Below are 21455 nucleotides of genomic sequence, written 5' to 3'. Positions count from 1 at the left end.
TCGATTGACGCTCCTTAGTCAACCCTCTAACCTTCGCCGATTGTTTCAGGTGCCTTGGGCCGCTGGCGGTCGACAGGGTGAAACAGGGAAGCCGGTGCGAGCGCCTTCATGCTCTATCCCGGCGCTGCCTCCGCAACGGTGAATGAGCAGATGCCACGCACGATGCCACTGTGTTCAGCGAACATGGGAAGGCGCGCGGCTTAAGGCGACAGAGGGCGTGTCGCCACTCATGAGTCCGGAGACCGGCCTGATCCATTCAACAGCATCACGGAGGGCGATGCTCTGCGCAGGCGCGTGCCCATCAGGGTGACGGCGCGTGCTGTCAGTCTTTGCCTGCGCCCTCCGTTTGCCACACCTGCCCTCAAGCGGAGAGCTGAGATGAGCGAATCCCCCGAACGTGACGAACGCCACCTGGCGCGCATGCTGCGCAAAAAAGCGGTGATGGACGAGCGCATCGCCAGCGCACCCAATGAATGCGGACTGGTGCTGGTTCTGACTGGCAACGGCAAAGGCAAAAGCAGCTCCGCCTTCGGCATGCTCGCACGCGCGATGGGCCACGGCATGCAGTGCGGCGTGGTGCAATTCATCAAAGGCCGTAACAGCACGGGCGAGGAGCTGTTTTTCCGCCGCTTTCCCGATCAGGTGCGCTATCACGTGATGGGCGAAGGGTTCACCTGGGAAACCCAGGACCGCCAGCGCGACATCGCAGCTGCCGAAGCCGCCTGGGCAGTGACTCAGGAAATGCTTCGCGACCCGACCATCGGCCTGGTGATTCTCGATGAGCTGAACATCGCCCTCAAGCATGGATACCTGGACCTTGAGCGTGTGCTGAGTGACCTGCAAGCCCGTCCGCCCATGCAGCACGTGGTGATCACCGGCCGAGGCGCGAAACAGGAGCTGATCGACCTGTCCGATACCGTGTCGGAAATCGGCGTGGTCAAGCACGCGTTTCAGGCCGGCATCAAGGCGCAGAAGGGCATTGAATTGTGAGTGAGCGTGAAACCCGGCATTGTCCGGCCGTATTGATCGCAGCGCCTGCGTCCGGTCAGGGCAAGACCACGGTCACCGCAGCGCTTGCCCGATTGCATCGCAATCAGGGGCGCAGGGTGCGCGTCTTCAAATGCGGCCCCGACTTTCTCGACCCGATGATTCTGGAGCGCGCCAGTGGTCATCCGGTGTATCAACTGGACATGTGGATGGTGGGCGAGCAGGAGAGTCGCCGCCTGTTGTGGGAAGCGGCCGCCGAGGCGGACCTGATCCTCATCGAAGGCGTCATGGGACTGTTCGATGGCACGCCGTCCAGCGCCGACCTGGCGCGACGGTTTGGTGTGCCGGTGCTCGGTGTCATCGATGGCACGGCGATGGCTCAGACCTTTGGCGCGTTGGCGCTCGGGCTGGCCCGCTATCAGCCGGACCTGCCTTTTGCAGGTGTCCTCGCCAATCGGGTCGGCACTGTGCGCCACGCGCAACTGCTCGAAGGCAGCCTGACGGAAGGCCTGCGTTGGTACGGCGCGTTGTCGCGGGAAACCGGGATCGAGCTGCCGAGCCGCCATCTGGGATTGGTTCAGGCGAGCGAATTGAATGATCTCGACCTGCGTCTGGATGCCGCCGCTGATGCGCTGGCCAGTTCGTGCGACGCGACGCTGCCGCCTCCGGTGAGCTTTTCGGCGCCTGATATCACCCCGGCGCCACCCTTGCTGGCAGGCATTCGTATCGCCGTCGCCCACGACGAAGCATTCGCGTTCACCTACGGCGCCAGCCTCGACCTGCTGCGGGCGATGGGGGCCGAGTTGTCATTTTTCTCGCCGATCCGCGATCAGCACCTGCCAACCGCCGACAGCCTGTATTTGCCCGGCGGCTATCCGGAACTGCATCACGTTGCCTTGGGGCAGAACGTTTCGATGCTCAACGCCATTCGCGCGCACCATGCGGCAGGCAAGCCGCTGCTGGCCGAATGCGGCGGCATGTTGTACCTGCTCAATGCGTTGACCGACGTCGAAGGGCAGCGCGCCGAGCTGGTCGGTCTGCTCGACGGCGAGGCGGTCATGCAAAAACGCCTTGCGGCGCTGGCGTTGCAGGCGGTCGAGCTGCCGGAAGGCACGCTGCGCGGGCACACGTATCATCATTCGCTGACCAGCACTGAGCTCACGCCGATCGCGCGCGGCGTCAGCCCCAACGGCGGCCGCGGCGCTGAAGCGGTGTATCGCGATGGGCGCATGACCGCCTCTTACGTGCACTTTTATTTCCCGTCCAATCCACAGGCGATGGCGGCGCTGTTCCTGCCATGAACCGCGCCACGACAATCCCCGTCGCGCTCTCACAGGCAGGATCACCGATCCCTGTGGGAGCGGCGTCGTTGCGCGTTCGGCGTTTTCTGCCTGCAGAATCACCGAACCCTGTGGGAGCGAGCTTGCTCGCGAAGAGGCCGGAGAGTCAGCCACACATCCAGCGCCTGCCGAGCAGCCTTCGCGACCAAGCTCGCTCCTACAGAAAAACAGCGTTCTTGCGCGCTGCGGAGGCGTGTCATGACTGATCTGGCTTTCAGCGAGGAAGAACGCGCAGCGGTCTACCGTGCGATTGCCGAGCGGCGGGACATGCGTCATTTCACCGGCGGCGAGGTCGCGCCGGCGCTGCTGGCCCGACTGCTGGAAGCGGCTCACCAGGCACCGAGTGTCGGCCTGATGCAGCCTTGGCGGTTCATCCGCATCAGCGACCCCGCGCTGCGTGCGCAGATTCAGGCTCAGGTGGAGCAAGAGCGCGTCCGCACCGCCGAGGCGCTGGGCGAGCGGTCCGATGACTTCATGAAGCTCAAGGTCGAGGGCATCGGAGACTGCGCAGAAGTGCTCGTCGCCGCCCTGATGGATGATCGCGACAAGCATATTTTCGGTCGCAGGACCCTGCCGGAAATGGACATGGCGTCGTTGTCCTGTGCGATCCAGAACCTGTGGCTCGCCGCGCGGGCCGAGGGTCTGGGCATGGGCTGGGTTTCGTTGTTCGAGCCCCAGGCGCTGGCTGATCTGCTGCACATGCCAACGGGTTCAAAACCCTTGGCGATTCTGTGCCTGGGGCCAGTCAAGGAATTCTATCCCGCGCCGATGCTGGTGCTGGAAGGCTGGGCGCAGGCGCGGCCGTTGCATGAGTTGGTTTACCAAAACAAATGGGGAGTGAGTCAATGAGTGTGGCGTTATTGAGCGTCGCAGGCGTTGCGCTGGATGCGCTGCTTGGCGAGCCAAGACGAAACCACCCGCTGGTGGCGTTCGGCCGATATGCCGAGCGCATCGAGCAACGTTTCAATGCAGGCGGCCGAGGCTGGCGCAGTCATGGTGTCACCGCCTGGTTCATCGCGGTCGTGCCGCTGACCCTGCTGATCACGCTCTTGAGCTGGCTGCCTTACATCGGCTGGCTGATCGACGTCCTCGCGCTGTATTGCGCGCTGGGATTGCGCAGTCTGGGGGAGCATGTCGGACCGGTCGCGCAGGCGCTGCGCGGCAATGATCTGGAAGAAGCCCGTCGTCGGGTCGGCTTTCTGGTCAGCCGACAGACATCAGAGCTGGACGCCACCGAAGTCGCCCGTGCGGCCACCGAATCCGTGCTGGAAAACGGCAGTGACGCAGTGTTTGCAGCCATTTTCTGGTTCGTCGTGCTGGGCGCGCCGGGCGTCGTGCTGTACCGGCTGTGCAACACGCTCGATGCGATGTGGGGCTACCGCAACGAACGGTTCGAGCGCTTCGGTTGGGCCTCGGCAAAAATCGACGATCTGCTTAACTACATTCCGGCGCGTCTCGTGGCGTTGACCTACGCACTGCTCGGTAAAACCCGACTCGCCGTGCGCTGCTGGCGTACACAGGCGCCCAAGTGGGACAGCCCGAACGCAGGTCCGGTGATGGCCGCCGGAGCCGGCGCGCTCGGCGTCGAGCTGGGCGGCGCGGCGATCTATCACGGCGAGTTGCATCAGCGTCCGCAATTGGGCGACGGTGCACCTGCCGATGCTGATTCCATCGATCGGGGCTGGCAGCTGGTGCAGCGTGGGGTCTGGCTGTGGTTGCTGATCCTGTGTTTGGGGACTGAATTCTATGCTTGAGCACGGCGGTCGACTGCGAGGGGCGGTGCAGAAATACGGCATCGATGAAGCGGACTGGCTCGACCTCTCCAGCGGCATCTCGCCGTGGTCATGGCCGATCCCGGCGATACCGACGCAGGCCTGGGCGCGTCTGCCGGAAACCGACGATGGGCTGGAAGCGGCGGCGTGCGCTTACTACGGCGCCCCCGACGTGCTGCCGGTGGCCGGGTCGCAGGCGGCGATTCAGGCGCTGCCGCGGTTGCGTCAGGCGGGCAAGGTCGGCGTGCTGTCGCCGTGTTACGCCGAGCATGCCGAAGCGTGGCGCAGCAGCGGGTTTCTGGTGCGCGAGGTGCTGGAACATGAGGTCGAGCGCTTCATCGACAGTCTCGACGTGCTGGTGGTGGTCAACCCGAACAACCCCACGGGCCTGAGCCTGACGCCGGAGCGCTTGCTCGACTGGCATGCCCGGTTGGCCCAGCGCGGCGCCTGGCTGGTGGTGGACGAGGCATTCATGGACAACACGCCTGATGCGAGCCTCGCTGCGCACAGCCAGCGGCCGGGCCTGATCGTACTGCGCTCGTTCGGCAAATTTTTCGGGCTGGCCGGCGTACGTCTGGGGTTCGTGCTGGCCGAGTCGCGTTTTCTGAAAGTGCTCGCCAGGCAGATCGGCCCGTGGTCGGTCAGCGGCCCCACACGGATTCTCGGTCAGGCTTGCCTGGCGGACGTCGAGGGGCATCGGCTGCAGCGTGAGCGCACGGCGCAGGCCAGTCAGCGTCTGGTCGAGCTGTTGAGCCGGCATGGCCTGACGCCTCATGGCGGCTGCGCGCTGTTTCAGTGGCTGGTCACGCCATTGGCTGCCGAGCTGCACGAGTTCTGCGCACGACGCGGCATTCTGCTGCGCATCTTTCTCCACAACAGCAGCCTGCGTTTCGGCCTTCCGCGCGAAGAGGCCGACTGGCAGCGACTGGAGCTGGCGCTCAGCGAATTCGCCGGGGGCGCGCATGATCACTGAGCCGACCGGCAAAACCCTGATGGTTCAGGGCACCACCTCGGACGCTGGCAAAAGCACGCTGGTGACTGCACTGTGTCGCTGGCTGACCCGGCAGGGCGTACGCACTGTGCCGTTCAAACCGCAGAATATGGCGCTCAACAGCGCGGTGACTGCCGACGGCGGCGAGATCGGCCGCGCCCAGGCGGTACAGGCCCAGGCGTGCGGGCTGGAACCGCACACCGACATGAACCCTGTGCTGCTCAAGCCCAACAGCGATACCGGCGCGCAAGTGATCATTCATGGCCGCGCCGTGACCACAATGAATGCGGTGGCGTATCACGATTACAAAGCCATCGCGATGCAAGCGGTGCTGGCTTCCCACCAGCGTCTGAGCGCCCGTTGGCCAGTGGTCATCGTGGAAGGTGCCGGATCGCCGGCGGAAATCAATCTGCGTGCTGGCGACATCGCCAACATGGGATTCGCCGAAGCTGTGGATTGTCCGGTTCTGCTGATCGCCGACATCAATCGAGGCGGCGTTTTCGCCCACCTCGTCGGCACCCTGGAGTTGCTCTCGCCCAGCGAGCAGGCGCGGGTAAAAGGCTTCATCATCAACCGTTTCCGCGGCGACATCGCGCTGCTCCAGCCAGGCCTGGACTGGCTCGAACAACGCACCGGCAAACCGGTGGTCGGCGTGCTGCCCTACGTGATGGACCTTCATCTCGAAGCCGAGGACGGCCTCGATCAGCGCCAGACCGACAAGGCCGAACAAGTGCTCAACGTAGTCGTACCGGTGTTGCCGCGCATCAGCAACCACACCGATTTCGACCCGCTGCGTCTGCATCCGCAGGTCAATCTTCAATTCGTCGGGCCCGGACAGCCGATTCCGCGGGCTGACCTGATCATCCTGCCCGGCTCGAAAAGCGTGCGCAGCGATCTGAGCTATCTGCGCAGCAATGGCTGGGACACTGCCATCAGCCGCCATTTGCGTTACGGCGGCAAGGTGCTCGGGATCTGCGGCGGCCTGCAGATGCTCGGTGAAGAGATCCATGATCCCCTCGGGCTGGAAGGCGCAGCGGGGTCGAGCCCGGGGCTCGGGCTGCTGGCGATGAGCACAGTACTGGAACGGGAAAAACAACTGCGCAACGTGCAAGGTCGACTGATGCTGGAGGATGCGCAGGTCAGCGGTTATGAGATCCATGCGGGCGTCACCACGGGCGCGGCGCTGGAACGTCCGCTGGTGCAGCTTGGCGATGGTTGCTGCGACGGCGCGCAAAGTGTTGACGGCCAGGTGCTCGGCACCTATCTGCACGGCCTGTTCGAACAGCCGGCCTCCAGCAGCGCGCTGTTGCGTTGGGCCGGTTTGCAGAACGTGCAACAGGTCGACTATCACGCCTTGCGCGAGCGGGACATCGAGCGTCTCGCCGATCTGGTCGAGAAACACCTGGACGGCACGTTGCTGCGTGAACTCTGTGGCGTGGAGCAACCGTGATGCTGCAATTGATTCTCGGCGGCGCACGTTCCGGAAAAAGCCGGCTGGCGGAAAAATTCGCCAGCGAAAGCGCGCTCCAGGTCGTGTACATCGCCACCAGTCAGCCATTGGACGGTGAAATGAATCAGCGTGTAGCGCTGCACCGGCAGCGGCGCCCGGATTCATGGGGATTGATCGAGGAGCCGATCGAGCTGGCGCGCGTGCTGAGGGACAACGCCGCGCCGGATCGTTGCCTGCTGGTGGACTGCCTGACCCTGTGGCTGACCAACCTGCTGATGCTGGAGGATCCGCAGCTCCTCGTCCGAGAGCGCGACGCCTTGCTCAACGGCCTGGCGAATCTGCCTGGCGAAATCATTTTTGTCAGCAACGAGACCGGGCTTGGCGTTGTGCCACTTGGCGAGCTGACACGTCGTTATGTCGATGAAGCCGGCTGGCTGCATCAGGCACTGGCCGAGCAATGCCAGCGCGTGGTGTTCACGGTTGCCGGTCTGCCCATGACCTTGAAAGGACCCGCACTATGAGTAATGCCTGGTGGCTCGCGCCTGCACGTGAAGTCAATCGCGAAAGCCGTGATCATGCGCTGGCCCGTCAGCAGCAATTGACCAAGCCCGCTGGCTCGTTGGGCCAATTGGAAGCGGTGGCGGTACGCCTTGCCGGTTTGCAGGGGCGAGAGAAACCGACCGTGGAGAACGTCTGGATCGCGATCTTCGCCGGTGACCATGGCGTGGTCGCCGAAGGGGTTTCGGCCTATCCGCAGGCTGTCACCGGCCAGATGCTGCATAACTTCATCATGGGCGGCGCGGCAATCAGCGTGCTGGCCCGACAGTTGTCCGCGCATCTGGACGTGGTCGATCTCGGCACTGTGGCGCCGCTGGATCTGCCAGGCGTCTTGCACCTGAACTTAGGCGCCGGCACGGCCAATTTTGCCCAGACCGAGGCGATGACTCAGGATCAACTGGAGCGTGCCCTGCAGGCCGGTCGCGACAGCGTGCTGCGCGCGAGCGCGAAGGGTTGCCAGTTGTTCATCGGCGGGGAAATGGGCATCGGCAACACCGCCGCCGCCAGCGCCGTGGCCTGTTCGCTGCTGGAGTGCCCGGCCTCGCTATTGGTCGGCCCGGGGACCGGGCTCGATGCACAAGGCATCAGCCACAAAGTCCGCATCATCGAGCAAGCGCTGCGACTGCACGCGGCACACGCACAGGATCCTCTGGGAAGCCTGCGCGCGCTGGGCGGTTTTGAAGTGGCGGCGCTGGTTGGCGCTTACCTGGCGTGCGCGCAGCAAGGCATTGCCGCGCTGGTGGACGGTTTCATCTGCACGGTTGCCGCGCTGGTCGCGGTGCGTATCAATCCTTCCTGCCGCGAGTGGCTGTTCTTCGGCCATCGTGGCGCAGAACCCGGCCATCGTCATGTGCTGGAGGCCCTGCACGCCGAACCGTTACTGGAACTTGGCCTGCGCCTGGGCGAAGGCAGCGGCGCAGCGCTCGCCGTGCCGCTGTTGCGAATGGCGTGCGAACTGCACAACGGCATGGCGACGTTCGCCGAAGCGGCCGTGGCGGATCGCCCGGCATGACCCTGCGTCTGGACGTGTTGCGCCACGGCGAAACAGAAGCCGGCGGCGGATTACGGGGCAGTCTGGATGATGCGCTCACCGAGCCGGGCTGGCAGCAACTGCGTACTTCAGTCGAGGGCCGGGGGCCGTGGGACCGCATCGTCAGTTCACCGCTGCAACGTTGCGCGCATTTCGCTGACGAGCTGTCGACGCGACTGTCGCTGCCCTTGACGCTGGACGCCGATCTCAAGGAGCTGCACTTCGGCGACTGGGAAGGGCAGGGCACGGCGCAGTTGATGGAAACCGACGCCGAAGGGCTTGGCCGCTTTTGGGAAAATCCCTACACCTTCACGCCGCCTAACGGCGAGCCGGTCCAGGCGTTTGCCGTCCGCGTGCTCGGCGCGGTTCGACGGTTACAACGCAACCACGACGGTGAGCGAATCCTGGTGATCAGCCACGGTGGCGTGATCCGGCTGCTGCTGGCGCAAGCGCGCGGCCTGCCACGGGAGCAGTTGCTTCAAGTGATCGTCGGCCATGGCGCTCTGTTCAGCCTGGATGTCGGCGAAGACTGTGGGTTGACGGAGGTATAAATGCTGCCTTTCTGGATCGCCCTGCAATTTCTCAGCAGTCTGCCGATTCGCCTGCCGGGCATGCCTGCGCCGACGCAGCTTGGACGTTCGCTGTTGTTCTATCCGGTGGTCGGGCTGGTGTTCGGCTCGATACTCATGGCGCTGAACGCATTGCTCGACGGCGCGCCGACACCGCTGCATGGCGCATTGCTGCTGGGCGCGTGGGTGCTGCTCAGTGGCGGCCTGCATCTGGACGGCCTGGCTGACAGCGCGGACGCCTGGCTGGGCGGTTTCGGCGACCGTGAACGCACGCTCACCATCATGAAGGATCCGCGCAGCGGCCCCGTTGCGGTGGTGACGCTGGTGGTCGTGCTGCTGTTGAAGTTCACGGCGTTGCTGGCGTTGATCGATGCGCATCACGGGGTTGGCCTGTTACTGGCACCGGTCATCGGGCGTGCAGCCATGCTGGGATTGTTTCTGAGCACGCCGTATGTACGCGCTGGCGGTCTGGGCCAGGCGCTGGCGGATCATCTGCCACGCAAACCTGCGGTGCAGGCTTTGTTGCTGACCGCTGGGGTGTGTGTGCTGTCAGGGGGCGTTGCGGCTGTCTGGGCGCTGTTGCTTGCCGTAGGCGGATTCTTCTGGCTGCGTCGGATGATGATCAAACGTCTGGGCGGCAGCACGGGCGATACGGCGGGAGCCATGCTTGAACTGCTGGAAACTCTGGTAATTGTCGCGCTTGCGCTGATGAGTACCTGAGGATCCCGGATCAATCCGGCTTGCCGAGCCGATTCATCAATTGCATGAACGTCGGCAAGCCGTGCTGATACAGGTCATCGTTATTTCAGTCGGGCCACGAGTGCCTTGGCGGCCGCTTGCGACGAGCCAGGGTTCTGGCCGGTGATCAGCAGGCCGTCTTCCACCACGTACGAAGACCAGTCCGCGCCCTTGGAGTATTTGCCGCCTTTTTCCTTGAGCATGTCCTCGACCAGGAACGGCACCACATCGGTCAGGCCGACCGCGTCTTCTTCGCTGTTGGTGAATCCGGTAACCGACTTGCCCGCCACCAGCGGCTTACCGTCGGCGGCCTTGACGTTACGGAACACGCCCGGTGCATGGCACACGGCGGCCAGAGGTTTGCCAGCGGCCAGGGTGTTTTCGATCAGTGCGATGGAGAACGCGTCCTCGGCCAGATCCCACAACGGGCCGTGTCCGCCTGGGTAGAAGACCGCGTCGAAATCCTCGGCGCGAACGTCCTTCAGGCTCAGCGTGCTCTTGAGCTGCGCAGTGGCTTCGCTGTCCGCTTCGAAGCGGTGGGTCGCATCGGTCTGGAAATCCGGCTCGTTGCTCTTCGGGTCCAGCGGTGGTTGCCCGCCTTTGGGAGAAGCCAGCACGACCTGATGGCCGCTGTCTTTGAAGACGTAATAAGGCGCGGCCAGTTCTTCCAGCCAGAACCCGGTCTTTTTACCGGTATTGCCCAGTTGATCGTGGGATGTCAGCACCATGAGAATCTTCATCGTTGTTACCTCGCTATATAGAGAATGATTGAATGAAGCGGTAAAGCCTGTCCTTCGCTGTTCTTTTCAAGAACAGCGGGTGACGGTAAAACATGAATATATTCGGTGTTACTGCAACGGCTTCAATATCTGCCGAGTGGCCGACATCGTGTGTTCGAACGGCACGGCGCTGCGCGTGATCTTCACCATGATGCTGGCGCCCAGCCACAGTTCGTACAGCATCAGCGCCACCTTTTCCGGTGTGTCCGGCAAGTTCACCGAACCTTCCTGTTGCCCTCGCAGCATCGCCGCGCCCAGGCGTTGAATGATCTGCGCCGTGCCCCTGTCCAGCGCCTGACGCATGGACTCGGACAGGTCGGCAACCTCGGCGCCGAGCTTGACCGCCAGGCACTTTCCGAAGAACTGCTGGCTGGTCTGATTATGGATCCAGCCCTGCCAGTAATTGATCAGTTTCTGATATTCCGAAGCGTCCGGATTCAGAAAGATATCGTCCATTTCCGCCAGGTAACCTGAGAAGTAAGACTCAAGTAACGCTTCACCAAAGGCATCTTTGGAACTGAAGTAGTGATAGAAAGAACCCTTCGGTACCTTGACAGTTTGAAGGATTTCATTGAGACCAACTGCCGAGAATCCTTTTTTACCGATGATCGAACCTGCGGTGTCGAGGATTCGCTGTTTTACATCTGTTTGAGTATTCATGGTTGATCACTGTTAAGTAGACCAGTCGTCTAGTGGGTGAAGTGATCTTAGGATCTAGTGCAAATGCCAGCAATGTCATATCCGCAAGGATTTCGGACATCGATGAAAATCCGCGTGCGCGCTCCTCGGTGCCAAGCTAGCATCGGCTTCCATCACGACAGCCCGTCTGTCAGTCGTCTGACCGGCGTTCAAGGCCGGCGCACCGGAGAGCTGCATGCATAGCGTTGCCCTGGTTGTTTACCCCAATTTCCAGTCGCTGAGCCTGTCCATCGGATCGGTGCTGGCGTGCGCGAATCTGATGCAGGGCGAGCCTGCGTACTCGTTTCATCTGGTGTCCGAAGCCGGCGGCGCGGTCATGACCTCCGAAGGCTTTTCGGTGAACACCACCGCGCTCCACCCCGACGGCTACGACACCACCATCGTCAGCGGTTACATGGACTTCCAGGTGCCGACCCACAGCCTGCTTGAATTCGTGCGCACGGCGTCTGCTCATTCCCGGCGAGTGGCGTCGTTGTGCACCGGCAGTTTCGTCCTGGCCGAGGCGGGACTGCTGGAAGGCAGACGCGCGACGATGCACTGGATTCACACGCCGGAATTTCGCAAGCGTTACCCCAACATCCGCGTCGAAGAGGACAAGCTTTTCGTCATCGACGGGCACATCTGGACCGGCGCCGGCATGAGTGCGGGACTCGATCTGGCGCTGGCGATGGTCGAGAACGACCTGGGCAGCGACATTGCCCGGCAGGTGGCGCGCAAGCTGGTCATTTATCAACGCCGCGGCAGCGAGCAATCACAACTCTCGACGCTCCTCGAACTGGACCCTAAATCCGACCGCGTGCAACTGGCCCTGGCGTACGCCCGGGAAAACCTGAAAAGCGATCTTTCCATCGAAGCGCTGGCGGCGGTGGCGAGATTGAGTCCGCGCCAGTTCAGTCGGGTGTTTCGCGAAGAAACCGGGCAGACGCCAGCCAAAGCGGTTGAAAGCCTGCGCGTCGAGGTGGCTCGGGCGATGATGGAAACCAGTCGCCATCCGGTCGAAGTCATTGCCAGGGAAGCCGGCTTCGGCGATCGGGAAAGAATGCGTCAGGCGTTTCTGCGCAGCTTCGGCGAACCGCCGCAGGCGATGCAGCGGGCGTTCATGTGCGCCGATAAAGCCAGCTGAGCCAGCCCCGCCCGCGCTGCAGTCTGGGGGCGTTCGTTCCACAACCTCGCCAGGGCGAACCGCTCATGTCCAGCGGCGACGCGTGGATTGACACCTCCAGAACCGGCGCGTAGCGTCCGCTCTTTCAGATTTGCTGGCATATGCGCCTAAACCCATCGGGCAATGCGTCGAGAGCGGAGAACAATCATGGCATCGGTCTGGCGTACCAGTGGCTGGATTCTGTTGGGCAGCGCGCTGATCCTTGCGCTGTCGCTGGGCACGCGACACGGTTTCGGCCTGTTTCTGCCACCGATGAGCGCGCAGTTTGGCTGGGGCCGAGAGGTCTTCGCGTTCGCCATCGCTCTGCAAAACCTGATCTGGGGGCTCGCGCAGCCGTTCACCGGCGCGCTGGCTGACCGGTTCGGGGCGGCCAGGGTCGTGTTGGTGGGTGGCGTTCTCTACGCGGCCGGCCTGATGCTCATGAGCATGGCGGACTCGCCCGCGTCCTTGTCATTGAGCGCCGGTCTGCTGATTGGCATCGGGCTCTCCGGCACGACCTTTTCCATCATCCTCGGCGTGGTCGGCCGGGCATTGCCGGCTGAAAAACGCAGCATGGGCATGGGCCTGGCCAGCGCAGCCGGTTCCTTTGGCCAGTTCGCCATGCTGCCGGGCACGCTGGGATTGATTGGCTGGCTGGGTTGGTCCATGGCGCTGATCGCACTGGGTTTGCTGGTGGCTTTCATCCTGCCGCTGGTGGCCATGCTCAAGGACAAACCGTTGCCGCCCAGCGCGGGCGAGCAGACTCTGCGCGAAGCGTTGCACGAGGCCTGCACGCACTCGGGCTTCTGGCTGCTGGCATTCGGCTTTTTCGTGTGCGGTTTTCAGGTGGTGTTCATCGGTGTGCACTTGCCCGCGTATCTGGTGGACCAGCACCTGCCTGCCACTGTGGGCACCACGGTGCTGGCGCTGATCGGGCTGTTCAACGTCTTCGGCACGTATGTGGCAGGCTGGCTCGGCGGGAAAATGTCCAAGCCACGGCTGCTGACCGGCCTCTATCTGCTGCGCGCGGTGGTGATCGTGCTGTTTTTGTGGGCGCCGCTGACGCAGACCACCGCCTGCCTGTTCGGCATCGCAATGGGTCTGTTGTGGCTGTCCACCGTACCGCTGACCAACGGCACCGTTGCCACCCTGTTCGGCGTTCGCAACTTGTCGATGCTGGGTGGCATTGTATTTCTCTTTCATCAATTGGGCGCGTTTCTGGGCGGCTGGTTGGGTGGCGTGGTGTATGACCGCACCGGCAGCTACGACCTGATCTGGCAGGGCTCGATCGTTCTGAGCCTGATGGCGGCCGCGCTCAACTGGCCGGTCCGCGAACGTCCTGTCGCCCGCCTTCAAGTGCAACCGGTGGCACTGTGACGCGCCTCATGGCCGGGTTCGGCGTTGCAGCCATTGTGCTGCTGGCATTGGCGTGGTGGGGCTGGCAGCGCGCCGGACTGGCCGCGCTGCAATTGGGCCTGTCCTGTTGGTGACTGGCGCTCTTACAACGAAAAACCCCGCAGCCATCGCTGGCTGCGGGGTTTTTCTGTCTGACGGACAGGTGATCGGCCTGTCCCGCCAACTGCATCAGAAGCGGTAAGTCAGACCCAGGCCGAAACCGTTGGCGCTGTTTTCGTACTTGGCGTTGTAGCTCTGGCCCAGTGCGTTGGTGTTACGCACCTTGACGTCTTCTTCTTTCAGGTACGAGTAGGCGACATCGATGGTGATGTCGTCAGTCGGGCTGTAGCCAGCGCCCAGGCTGAAAATCGTACGGTCGCCAGTCGGGATGCGCGGCGAGCGGTTTTCGTTGTTGGTTGGCGACTGGTCGAACGACAGGCCAGTGCGCAGAACCCATTGCTTGTTGACCTGGAACGAAGTACCGATCGCGTAGGCCCAAGTGTCATGCCATTTCTGTTCTTCGGTGATGGTGCCCGCCAGTGCCCCGGTGGCATCGAACGGGGAGACCGGAACGATGCCGGAGTTTCTGACGGTAATGTCGTGCAGACGGCTCCAGCGCGTCCAGGTGGCGCCCGCGTAGACCTTCCACGCATCGCCCAGCTGTTGAGTGACGGAGAAGTCCACGTTTTCCGGTGTGTCCAGGCTCAGCTTGGCATCGTAGCGGCCACCGGGCAGAACAGCGGCAGGTACACCCGCGCCAGGCGTGATCTCGGTGTGGCCGTCCAGCTTGTAGGTCACTTTGGAGTGGTAGGTCAGGCCGACGCTGGTGGTGTCAGTGGCTTGCACCAGCAAGCCGACGTTGAAGCCGTAGCCGACGTCGTCGCCCTTGACCTGTACGCGGCCGTCACCGGTGGCGGCACCCAGAAGCGGGCTGACGTTGAGCGTGGACTCCAGCGAACCGGAGATACGGTTGATGGTCGGACCGAAACCGATCGATACCTTGTCGTTGAAGGCGTAGCTGACGGTCGGCTGGAAGGTCACGACCTTGACGATGCTCTTGCTGCCGAAGTTCTGGCCCTGAAAGTTGCTTTCGTAGTCGGTGACCAGGCCGAAAGGTGCGTAGACGCCCAGGCCGAAGGCCCAGTGCTCGTCGATCGGGTTGACGTAGAAACCCATTGGCACGGCGATGAATGGAACCATGTCGCCTTTGTTGGTACCGGCGCGGCTGCCGCTGGCGTCGGAGATGTCAGTCTTGGCATCGATCGCAGCAACGCCCACAGTCACTTGTTGGCGTTTGAGGCGCGACATGCCGGCCGGGTTGCCGTACACGATACTGGCGTCGTCGACGGACGATGAGCGACCGGCAAAGCCTGTGCCCATGCCGCTGATGCTCTGTTCGTTGAGGGCAAAACCGGATGCGAAAAGTTGAGTGGAGGCAAGAGTGACGGCGAGACTGAGGCTGGATTTGATCATTGTTTTTTTCATTGTTAGAACTCCTTGTTGATCACCGCGCGGAAATTACCAACATTTTCCATAACGCGCTATAGGCCGGATCACCCGAGATAGAGCAGTTTTTGTAGGACAATCCAAGAAACTTGTTGCGAACGTCAGCGAAACTGCCGAGTCACAAAATGGCTGGTTCGACCTGAAACAGAGGGTGAACCGAGGTTTGCCAGGCCGTCGTGAAATCCTGCAGGCGCCCTTCGGGTTGAAATATTTCGCGCCACAGTCGTGCCATGCCGAGCAGGTCGTCCGAGCGGGGCAAGGTCAAACGGCTGGCTTCAACCATCAGCCAGGCGATTGCCGTTGCGTAACGCAGGTTGACCGTCAGTTCCAAGTCAGGGCCGGTGAGGAATGCATGTTGGCTGGCCAGGCCGCGCACCAGGCTGGCGAGGTCCGGGTCGCGGGCCAGGTATTCATCCCACAATTGCCGATGGCGCACGTCCGGAATGCTGTAGAGGCCGTGGCCGCGCTGGGTATCGAGTTCCGCGCCCAAGGCAGACTGGCTGGCAGCGACCCCGAGCAGAAAGTATTCAGCTGCGCAATTGTGTCGGCCCAGATAGATCAGCGTAGGGCGGATCACATAACGGCAGAGTTCACTGGCAGCGATTCCCATAACACCCTCGGGAGTTCAATGAGCCGGTGAACCCTGGCGCTTGGCAGCAGGAATAAGATCGGGTTCACCGGAAGCGGCTCAGACCGCTCGAGTTGAAGTGTAGTGTCATATTCCGGGTGTAAAGGGCTGTTTTTAAAATATTTCCCGTCGGCTGGACGGTCGTCTGTTTCAGCGAAGAAACGGCCAAGGACATTTTTTTCAGGAAAAACAGACACAAAAAAGCCCCACCGTTTAAAGGTGAGGCTTGGGTCTCGCGAGGAATGCGCCGACAGACGGTATCAGGCGATCAGTGCCTGACGCGTGCGGTCGATAATCGCCTGCAGCGGCTCCGGGCTGGAGTACTGATCGGGATACAAACGCTCGCTGTGACGGGCAATACCGTGTTCATTGACGATGGTGAAGCTGAAGCAGCCTTTGCGCGCGGCCATGATCAGGCAGTTCATCGGTGCGAAGGCGTTGGTAAGGGTGCGAATGGCATCCTGAGTTTGAATATGAGTAGTCATGTTTAGGTGTTTCCTGAATCGACACGCAATAAGAGGCGTGCAAAATAAAAACGTTCCAGTAAACGCGGACCCATGCTCGAAAAGCGAGTCAGGGGCGGGGCGCAGAACCTGTCTGGAACAAAAGCAGCCAGTTGAAGCGCGGTTATCGTGTGGCGCTGGGCTGACTGGTAGGTACTTCGGAGGGCAGGCGACACAGCAGGAGCAAAGGTTCGATGCTCGGGGTGAAGATCCTGATCAATTTGCAGGCTGGTCTTGCAGTGCATGAATGAGTCTGCACACCCTCCGATTCTTCGGCAGGCCGTGTGAGTTCATGTCTGGAAACCATCGAGGTGATCGATCCCTTTTTTCAATCCGTTTACTGAGTTCGTAAACCGGGATTGGGGGATTTGTTCGATCAGAATTGACTTTCAGCTTGGTACTAACGGCGGCGATGGTAATCGAACGCAAAAAGCGACACAAGCCCTCACTTACTTTAAATGCACAAAGCTGACGAGCGGAGGGTCAGGGATCGCGCCGGCGCGGGAAACGATCTCAATTGCGCACGGTATGTGAGGTGGCGATTTGCCGCATGTTTGCCGAATTATGCGTGCATTCGCCCTTCAGTCGCCGCGCTTATACCGAATGGAAATTGACTTGTGCACATTGCAACCGGGAGCTGCCATCTCACTGTCACATTGCTCGCTAACAGCTTGATTTCACGTAGCCAATTATTAAGTCAATGAAAATCATCGCTTTTTTTTGTTGGTGAAAAAATCGTCAGTTTGAACGCAGGCCCCATTCTGCGTGCGTTTGCGGGGGATCACTGGCCGTTGTCCACTGAGTTATCCACAGCTTCTGTGGATTGTCCCAAACGCTTGCTCTAGTCCGCGGCTTTGCGTTTTCAAGTCAGACTCGGTTCCGTCGCTTTGCAATCTGGTATGCCGATCTGACGTCGCCGGCGGATCTGCGCATAATGCTGCCTGCGAGAATGATGGAGTCTGTATTTTGATGGGTTTGGAGCTGACCAGCCTGCTGCTGGGATTAGGCATCGCGGCCTTGCCGCTTATGGCACTGGCCTGGCAACTGCAACGGCGTATCGCCCGGCACGAGGCGCAGGCGGTGCTGCTGGACGAACGCTTGAGCAACGCGCAGATGGCGCAGGATGGGCTCAATGCCCAGCTCGACGCCTGCCGGGACGAGATCAGCGACCTGGGCCAGGCCAATGCCGCCAAGCAGGCTGATCTGGCCGCTCTGCGGCGCGAGGTCGAGTTGTTGCGCCTGCAACAGGAAACGGCGCGGGCGAGCGAAGAACAGTGGAGCCACGAGCGCGCAGTCAAAGAGCAGGAACTGCGCCGCCTGGATGCGCAGTGCGCCTCGCTTGGGGCCGAGCTGCGCGAGCAGGAAGAAAGCCACCAGCAGCGCCTGACTGACCTTCAGGGTTCTCGCGACGAATTGCGCGCGCAGTTCGCGGAGCTGGCCGGCAAGATCTTCGATGAGCGCGAGCAGCGTTTCGCCGAGACCAGCCAGCAACAACTGGGGCAACTGCTCAATCCGCTGAAAGAACGCATCCAGTCTTTCGAAAAGCGCGTAGAGGAAAGCTACCAGCAGGAAGCCCGCGAGCGCTTTTCGTTGGGCAAGGAGCTGGAGCGCTTGCAACAGCTCAATCTGCGCCTGAGCGATGAGGCGACCAATCTGACCCGTGCGCTCAAGGGCCAGAAGACCCAGGGCAACTGGGGTGAGCTGATTCTGGAGCGCGTGCTCGAACACGCGGGGCTTGAGAAGGGTCGCGAATATCAGACGCAAGTCAGCCTGAAAGGCCCGGACGGCGAGCGTTTCCAGCCCGACGTGTTGATCATGCTGCCCGGCGACAAGCAAGTGGTCGTGGACGCGAAGGTCAGCCTGACGGCGTATCAGCAATACGTATCCGCCGAAGATGAAGCGATTTCTCAGGTTGCCCTCAAGCAGCACGTGCTCTCCCTGCGCAATCATGTGAAAGGGCTCTCCGGCAAGGATTACAAACGCCTGGAAGGCCTCCACAGCCTGGATTTCGTTCTGCTGTTCGTGCCGATCGAAGCGGCATTTTCAGCGGCTTTGCAGGCGGAGCCCACGCTGTTTCAGGAGGCGTTCGACCGCAGCATCGTGATTGTCAGTCCCACCACATTATTGGCAACGCTGCGGGTCATCGACAGCCTGTGGAAGCAAGAGCGGCAGAGTCAGAACGCGCGGGAGATCGCCGAGCGGGCAGGCTGGCTGTACGACAAATTCGTGCTGTTCATTCAGGATCTGGACGAAGTGGGCAATCGTCTGCAGCAACTGGACAAGGCCTACAGCGCTGCGCGCAACAAGCTGACCGATGGACGCGGCAACCTGGTCAGCCGCAGCGAACAGCTCAAGCTTCTGGGCGCACGCGCAAGCAAACAGCTGCCTGCGGACCTGCTCGAACGCGCGATGACGGATGAAGACGGGCTGGTTCAGCTGCCGGAGTAAGACGTCTGTCTCTGCTGGGGAGTATCTCGCAAGGCGACTGCTAGGGGCCGTCCGGTGAGCGGCCCCCTCCACGAAGAACATCAGGATCCGCAACAGATCATAGGGCCTCCCGGCCAACGCCGATGCCTGAGGACGACGCTGCGTTCATCGGAACAATCGAAAGGCATCCTGTATACAAATATTGCCAGCGTTCTCCGCGCTCGCACTTGCCACGTCACGTGCACCGCCTTCAAGCACGGCTGCACTGTCAGCGAGCGCAAGGCGCTGACCTGTCGCTGATATCGTATCGCTACCTCCGCCGCCTGACTTTCTCCAGATGCCGCAGTTTCAGGGCGCTGAGGCGACGTCGGCGGGTGTCTGGCACGCATTCTGCCTCTCAGTTCGTATACAACCCACGCTCGCTCCCGTACGCAGTGTGGTCACAGTAATGCTTATGGGAGCCAGTTCGTCCTGTCAGGGAGAAATGCGATGACCGAGCCAATGCCCAAAGGCTACAGCCCCCGTCTTTATAATCAGGATCTGGGGCCATTGCCGCAGAAATGGACCTGGTACAACATTTTTGCGTTCTGGATGAGTGACGTGCACAGCGTGGGCGGTTATGTGTTCGCCGCCAGCCTGTTCGCGCTGGGGCTGGCGAGCTGGCAGGTGCTGATCGCGCTGCTGGTCGGCATCTGCATCATTCAGGTCATCGCCAACTTGCTGGCCAAACCCAGCCAACAGGCCGCTGTGCCGTATCCGGTGATTTGCCGCCTGGCCTTCGGCGTATTCGGCGCGAACATTCCGGCGGTAATCCGCGGATTGATCGCAGTGGCTTGGTACGGCGTGCAGACGTACCTGGCTTCAAGCGCGCTGATCATCGTGGTGCTTCGCTTTTTCCCGCAGATGTCGGTGTACGCCGAACCTCATTTTGCTGGCTTGTCCTACCTGGGATGGTTCGGCTTCCTCGCGTTGTGGCTGGTGCAGGCCGCGGTGTTCTGGACCGGGATGGATTCGATTCGCCGTTTTATCGATTGGGCCGGACCGGTGGTGTACGCGGTCATGTTTCTGCTGGCGGGCTGGATCGTCTGGAAAGCCGGCTGGGCCAACATCAGCTTTACCTTGTCAGAGAAATCGCTGACTGGCTGGGAGGCGTTTTCTCAAGTGATCATGGCCACGGCGCTGGTGGTGTCTTACTTCTCCGGCCCGACGTTGAATTTCGGCGATTTCAGTCGCTACTGCCGCAGCATGGCTGAAGTGCGCCGGGGCAATTTCTGGGGTCTGCCGGTCAACTTTCTCGCGTTTTCGCTGGTGACCGTGGTCATCGTCTCCGGCACGTTGCCAGTATTCGGCGAGATGCTTCACGATCCGATCGCCACCGTTGCGCGCATCGATAACGATGTGGCGGTTCTGCTTGGCGCGTTTGCGTTCGTGACCGCGACCATCGGCATCAACATCGTCGCGAACTTCGTGTCTCCGGCATTCGATTTCGCCAACGTTGCGCCCAGCAAAATCAGCTGGCGCGTTGGCGGCATGATCGCGGCCGTCGCTTCCATCTTCATCACGCCCTGGAATCTGTTCAACAATCCCGCAGTCATCCATTACACCCTCGACGTTCTGGCGGCGTTCATCGGCCCGCTGTTTGGCATCCTGCTGGTGGACTATTACCTGATCAAGAAGCAGCAGATAGACGTCGACTCGCTGTTCAACGACGGCCCTGGCGGAAGGTACTGGTACAACGGCGGAGTGAATTACACGGCGGTGAAAGCGCTCATTCTCGCGACGCTGGTCGGCATCGCCATTACGTTTATTCCGGCATTGCAGCCGATGGCCAACTTCGCATGGTTTACCGGATGTTTCCTTGGCGGGGCGCTGTTCTTCATGTTCGCCAGACGCGCGCAAGCCCACGAAGGCGCGGCGTTGACGCCTGCCGTAACTGGATGAACCGCCTGCCGTTTGTCGCGTGACGCGCCCAGATTCCGGATTTGGACGGTCACAGCGTAAAGAATGGGAAAATTTCCTGCCGCGACACTCGGTAGCAGGCGTAAAGTGCGACTTAGCACTATGATCTGCGGTAAGCAGATCAGAAGTTGGCTGCCGAGTATTTCCCTGAAGGGGGCGTTAAATGAACAGCAAATTGCAAGAATGGCTTCACGATGTAGGCGTTGCGCTGGGCTTGATCGAACGGCCGAAACTGCAGCCCGTACCTGTCCGTACCGATGACGACGAGCGCCGCCGTCCTCGCCGCTGAACCGCTGACCCGTTCCCGCCTTTTCTGGATCAGGTTTCCAATCGGCGGCGCTATCGCCTGATAGCCCGCTCACGCACCTCACTCGCTGCGACCTGCACGGCGAGTTTCTCAGCAGCTGGCTCCCATACTGAAATCAAACGCATCTGCGTTCACTTTAGCGCTTACGTGTTCAGCCTTTCATTTTCTTGACGATCAATTCGACCAGTCCTTCAGCCGTGAGAGTGCTCTGCGGTTCACCATGATGCGCTTCTTCAGTGTCCCGAACGCCAAACGCTCTGAGAAATTCGCTGAGGGAATCTTTTGGAAGGGGGATATTAGAGTCGCTGCGCAGGGCCTCGAGAAAGTTGACGACGTCCTCCTCCTCCAGCATGAATTCGGTCAGTCGCGGATCGCCGTCTTCCTGAATGAGCGTCTTGTCGACCAGAATTTTCCCCAAGGCGTCATCTACGTGCTGCCTTACTTCGTCTTTGTCCATGGCGGGCCTCTGCTGATGTGGCTGAAATCACCTCGACTGCTGTGACAGAGGCTGTCGGTGGAAGGCCAAAAACCGGGTTGCTCACAAGCGTGTGAGAACCCGCTTCGTTGGCAGTCCTGACGTTAAGGCTAGTTCAACTTGAAGCGCCAGGAGCGGGCTGGATGTGCTGTTTTTTTTGTAACTGCGCATAAGAAAAGGCGCCCGCAGGCGCCCTTGTCT

General features: G+C 61.4%; 21 protein-coding genes and 1 riboswitch. Of the genes, 15 read left to right on the top strand and 6 right to left on the bottom strand.

Annotation, left to right across the window (positions count from 1 at the left end; genetic code table 11):
- Window positions 1-30: 30 nt before the first annotated feature.
- Window positions 31-266: riboswitch (cobalamin riboswitch) on the top strand.
- 112 nt (window positions 267-378) lie between these two features.
- The 10 genes from cobO to BMZ10_RS09760 all read left to right on the top strand — a co-directional run bounded on the left by cobO (window position 379) and on the right by BMZ10_RS09760 (window position 9417).
- Window positions 379-990: a cob(I)yrinic acid a,c-diamide adenosyltransferase gene (gene cobO / locus BMZ10_RS09805; protein WP_093460771.1), complete on the top strand. Its 612-nt coding sequence runs from the start codon at window positions 379-381 to the stop codon at window positions 988-990.
- Window positions 987-2288 carry a cobyrinic acid a,c-diamide synthase CobB gene (locus BMZ10_RS09800; protein ID WP_093460768.1) on the top strand — a complete coding sequence of 434 codons (1302 nt, stop codon included), beginning with the start codon at window positions 987-989 and terminating at the stop codon, window positions 2286-2288. The genes cobO and BMZ10_RS09800 overlap by 4 nt, the downstream gene beginning before the upstream one ends.
- 237 nt (window positions 2289-2525) lie before the next feature.
- Window positions 2526-3176, top strand: coding sequence for a 5,6-dimethylbenzimidazole synthase (gene bluB, locus BMZ10_RS09795; RefSeq protein ID WP_093460765.1), 651 nt, complete (start codon window positions 2526-2528; stop codon window positions 3174-3176).
- A complete protein-coding gene (cbiB, locus tag BMZ10_RS09790) occupies window positions 3173-4081 on the top strand; it encodes an adenosylcobinamide-phosphate synthase CbiB (RefSeq protein WP_093460763.1) in 909 nt (302 codons plus the stop codon). The genes bluB and cbiB overlap by 4 nt, the downstream gene beginning before the upstream one ends.
- Complete coding sequence (gene cobD / locus BMZ10_RS09785) at window positions 4074-5072, top strand: threonine-phosphate decarboxylase CobD (RefSeq protein WP_093460760.1); 999 nt, start codon at window positions 4074-4076, stop codon at window positions 5070-5072. The genes cbiB and cobD overlap by 8 nt, the downstream gene beginning before the upstream one ends.
- Window positions 5062-6540 (top strand): cobyric acid synthase, encoded by a 1479-nt coding sequence (locus BMZ10_RS09780; protein ID WP_093460758.1) that lies wholly within the window; start codon window positions 5062-5064, stop codon window positions 6538-6540. The genes cobD and BMZ10_RS09780 overlap by 11 nt, the downstream gene beginning before the upstream one ends.
- Complete coding sequence (cobU, locus tag BMZ10_RS09775; protein ID WP_093460755.1) at window positions 6540-7061, top strand: bifunctional adenosylcobinamide kinase/adenosylcobinamide-phosphate guanylyltransferase; 522 nt, start codon at window positions 6540-6542, stop codon at window positions 7059-7061. Before BMZ10_RS09780 ends, cobU begins: the two co-directional genes overlap by 1 nt.
- The gene (cobT, locus tag BMZ10_RS09770) at window positions 7058-8110 is read left to right on the top strand and encodes a nicotinate-nucleotide--dimethylbenzimidazole phosphoribosyltransferase (RefSeq protein ID WP_093460752.1); all 1053 of its coding nucleotides are present in this window, start codon (window positions 7058-7060) and stop codon (window positions 8108-8110) included. Before cobU ends, cobT begins: the two co-directional genes overlap by 4 nt.
- A complete protein-coding gene (gene cobC / locus BMZ10_RS09765) occupies window positions 8107-8679 on the top strand; it encodes an alpha-ribazole phosphatase family protein (RefSeq protein WP_093460749.1) in 573 nt (190 codons plus the stop codon). The genes cobT and cobC overlap by 4 nt, the downstream gene beginning before the upstream one ends.
- Window positions 8680-9417, top strand: coding sequence for an adenosylcobinamide-GDP ribazoletransferase (locus BMZ10_RS09760; protein ID WP_093460747.1), 738 nt, complete (start codon window positions 8680-8682; stop codon window positions 9415-9417).
- Window positions 9418-9497: 80 nt separating this feature from the next.
- Here BMZ10_RS09760 and BMZ10_RS09755 read toward each other — a convergent pair whose 3' ends face one another.
- Both BMZ10_RS09755 and BMZ10_RS09750 read right to left on the bottom strand, forming a co-directional pair.
- Window positions 9498-10175 (bottom strand): type 1 glutamine amidotransferase domain-containing protein, encoded by a 678-nt coding sequence (locus tag BMZ10_RS09755; protein WP_093460745.1) that lies wholly within the window; start codon window positions 10173-10175, stop codon window positions 9498-9500.
- Window positions 10176-10283: 108 nt separating this feature from the next.
- Entirely contained in the window at window positions 10284-10874 is a 591-nt protein-coding gene (locus tag BMZ10_RS09750) for a TetR/AcrR family transcriptional regulator (RefSeq protein WP_093460742.1), read from the bottom strand.
- A gap of 214 nt (window positions 10875-11088) precedes the next feature.
- On the opposite strand from BMZ10_RS09750, the gene BMZ10_RS09745 reads away from it, so the two are divergent.
- Both BMZ10_RS09745 and BMZ10_RS09740 read left to right on the top strand, forming a co-directional pair.
- Window positions 11089-12036, top strand: a complete 948-nt coding sequence (locus BMZ10_RS09745) for a GlxA family transcriptional regulator (RefSeq protein WP_093460740.1) — start codon at window positions 11089-11091, stop codon at window positions 12034-12036.
- A 186-nt stretch (window positions 12037-12222) separates the two neighbouring features.
- Complete coding sequence (locus BMZ10_RS09740; protein WP_093460738.1) at window positions 12223-13431, top strand: MFS transporter; 1209 nt, start codon at window positions 12223-12225, stop codon at window positions 13429-13431.
- A gap of 207 nt (window positions 13432-13638) precedes the next feature.
- Here the strand turns inward: BMZ10_RS09740 and BMZ10_RS09735 are convergent, their stop codons facing one another.
- The 3 genes from BMZ10_RS09735 to BMZ10_RS09725 form a co-directional block, all read right to left on the bottom strand.
- Window positions 13639-14934 carry an OmpP1/FadL family transporter gene (locus tag BMZ10_RS09735; protein ID WP_093460735.1) on the bottom strand — a complete coding sequence of 432 codons (1296 nt, stop codon included), beginning with the start codon at window positions 14932-14934 and terminating at the stop codon, window positions 13639-13641.
- A 139-nt stretch (window positions 14935-15073) separates the two neighbouring features.
- Complete coding sequence (locus BMZ10_RS09730) at window positions 15074-15565, bottom strand: hypothetical protein (protein WP_093460733.1); 492 nt, start codon at window positions 15563-15565, stop codon at window positions 15074-15076.
- Window positions 15566-15843: 278 nt separating this feature from the next.
- Window positions 15844-16068 (bottom strand): hypothetical protein, encoded by a 225-nt coding sequence (locus BMZ10_RS09725; protein WP_093460731.1) that lies wholly within the window; start codon window positions 16066-16068, stop codon window positions 15844-15846.
- 1101 nt (window positions 16069-17169) lie between these two features.
- On the opposite strand from BMZ10_RS09725, the gene rmuC reads away from it, so the two are divergent.
- The 3 genes from rmuC (at window position 17170) to BMZ10_RS27980 (ending at window position 20761) form a co-directional block, all read left to right on the top strand.
- Entirely contained in the window at window positions 17170-18534 is a 1365-nt protein-coding gene (rmuC, locus tag BMZ10_RS09720) for a DNA recombination protein RmuC (protein ID WP_177182113.1), read from the top strand.
- 468 nt (window positions 18535-19002) lie between these two features.
- Window positions 19003-20454 carry an NCS1 family nucleobase:cation symporter-1 gene (locus BMZ10_RS09715; RefSeq protein ID WP_093460726.1) on the top strand — a complete coding sequence of 484 codons (1452 nt, stop codon included), beginning with the start codon at window positions 19003-19005 and terminating at the stop codon, window positions 20452-20454.
- Window positions 20455-20635: 181 nt separating this feature from the next.
- Window positions 20636-20761 (top strand): PA1414 family protein, encoded by a 126-nt coding sequence (locus BMZ10_RS27980; protein ID WP_256214461.1) that lies wholly within the window; start codon window positions 20636-20638, stop codon window positions 20759-20761.
- Between the two features lie 169 nt (window positions 20762-20930).
- On the opposite strand, the gene BMZ10_RS09710 is transcribed toward BMZ10_RS27980, so the two are convergent.
- Window positions 20931-21236, bottom strand: a complete 306-nt coding sequence (locus tag BMZ10_RS09710) for a hypothetical protein (RefSeq protein WP_093460724.1) — start codon at window positions 21234-21236, stop codon at window positions 20931-20933.
- Window positions 21237-21455: the final 219 nt, after the last annotated feature.

The sequence above is a fragment of the Pseudomonas sp. NFR16 genome, from assembly GCF_900108875.1.
GTDB lineage: Bacteria > Pseudomonadota > Gammaproteobacteria > Pseudomonadales > Pseudomonadaceae > Aquipseudomonas.
This window is presented reverse-complemented; position numbering and strand designations above follow the sequence as displayed.

What these genes read in the sequence shown, in the direction of transcription:
- cbiB (WP_093460763.1), top strand. Translation starts at nt 3,173, where the DNA reads ATGAGTGTGGCGTTATTGAGCGTCGCAGGCGTTGCGCTGGATGCGCTG.
- BMZ10_RS09725 (WP_093460731.1), bottom strand. Translation starts at nt 16,068, where the DNA reads ATGACTACTCATATTCAAACTCAGGATGCCATTCGCACCCTTACCAAC.
- BMZ10_RS27980 (WP_256214461.1), top strand. Translation starts at nt 20,636, where the DNA reads ATGAACAGCAAATTGCAAGAATGGCTTCACGATGTAGGCGTTGCGCTG.
- cobD (WP_093460760.1), top strand. Translation starts at nt 4,074, where the DNA reads ATGCTTGAGCACGGCGGTCGACTGCGAGGGGCGGTGCAGAAATACGGC.
- BMZ10_RS09735 (WP_093460735.1), bottom strand. Translation starts at nt 14,934, where the DNA reads ATGAAAAAAACAATGATCAAATCCAGCCTCAGTCTCGCCGTCACTCTT.
- BMZ10_RS09745 (WP_093460740.1), top strand. Translation starts at nt 11,089, where the DNA reads ATGCATAGCGTTGCCCTGGTTGTTTACCCCAATTTCCAGTCGCTGAGC.
- BMZ10_RS09715 (WP_093460726.1), top strand. Translation starts at nt 19,003, where the DNA reads ATGACCGAGCCAATGCCCAAAGGCTACAGCCCCCGTCTTTATAATCAG.
- BMZ10_RS09710 (WP_093460724.1), bottom strand. Translation starts at nt 21,236, where the DNA reads ATGGACAAAGACGAAGTAAGGCAGCACGTAGATGACGCCTTGGGGAAA.
- BMZ10_RS09760 (WP_093460747.1), top strand. Translation starts at nt 8,680, where the DNA reads ATGCTGCCTTTCTGGATCGCCCTGCAATTTCTCAGCAGTCTGCCGATT.
- cobO (WP_093460771.1), top strand. Translation starts at nt 379, where the DNA reads ATGAGCGAATCCCCCGAACGTGACGAACGCCACCTGGCGCGCATGCTG.
- cobC (WP_093460749.1), top strand. Translation starts at nt 8,107, where the DNA reads ATGACCCTGCGTCTGGACGTGTTGCGCCACGGCGAAACAGAAGCCGGC.
- cobT (WP_093460752.1), top strand. Translation starts at nt 7,058, where the DNA reads ATGAGTAATGCCTGGTGGCTCGCGCCTGCACGTGAAGTCAATCGCGAA.
- cobU (WP_093460755.1), top strand. Translation starts at nt 6,540, where the DNA reads ATGCTGCAATTGATTCTCGGCGGCGCACGTTCCGGAAAAAGCCGGCTG.
- BMZ10_RS09740 (WP_093460738.1), top strand. Translation starts at nt 12,223, where the DNA reads ATGGCATCGGTCTGGCGTACCAGTGGCTGGATTCTGTTGGGCAGCGCG.
- bluB (WP_093460765.1), top strand. Translation starts at nt 2,526, where the DNA reads ATGACTGATCTGGCTTTCAGCGAGGAAGAACGCGCAGCGGTCTACCGT.
- BMZ10_RS09730 (WP_093460733.1), bottom strand. Translation starts at nt 15,565, where the DNA reads ATGGGAATCGCTGCCAGTGAACTCTGCCGTTATGTGATCCGCCCTACG.
- BMZ10_RS09750 (WP_093460742.1), bottom strand. Translation starts at nt 10,874, where the DNA reads ATGAATACTCAAACAGATGTAAAACAGCGAATCCTCGACACCGCAGGT.
- BMZ10_RS09755 (WP_093460745.1), bottom strand. Translation starts at nt 10,175, where the DNA reads ATGAAGATTCTCATGGTGCTGACATCCCACGATCAACTGGGCAATACC.
- BMZ10_RS09780 (WP_093460758.1), top strand. Translation starts at nt 5,062, where the DNA reads ATGATCACTGAGCCGACCGGCAAAACCCTGATGGTTCAGGGCACCACC.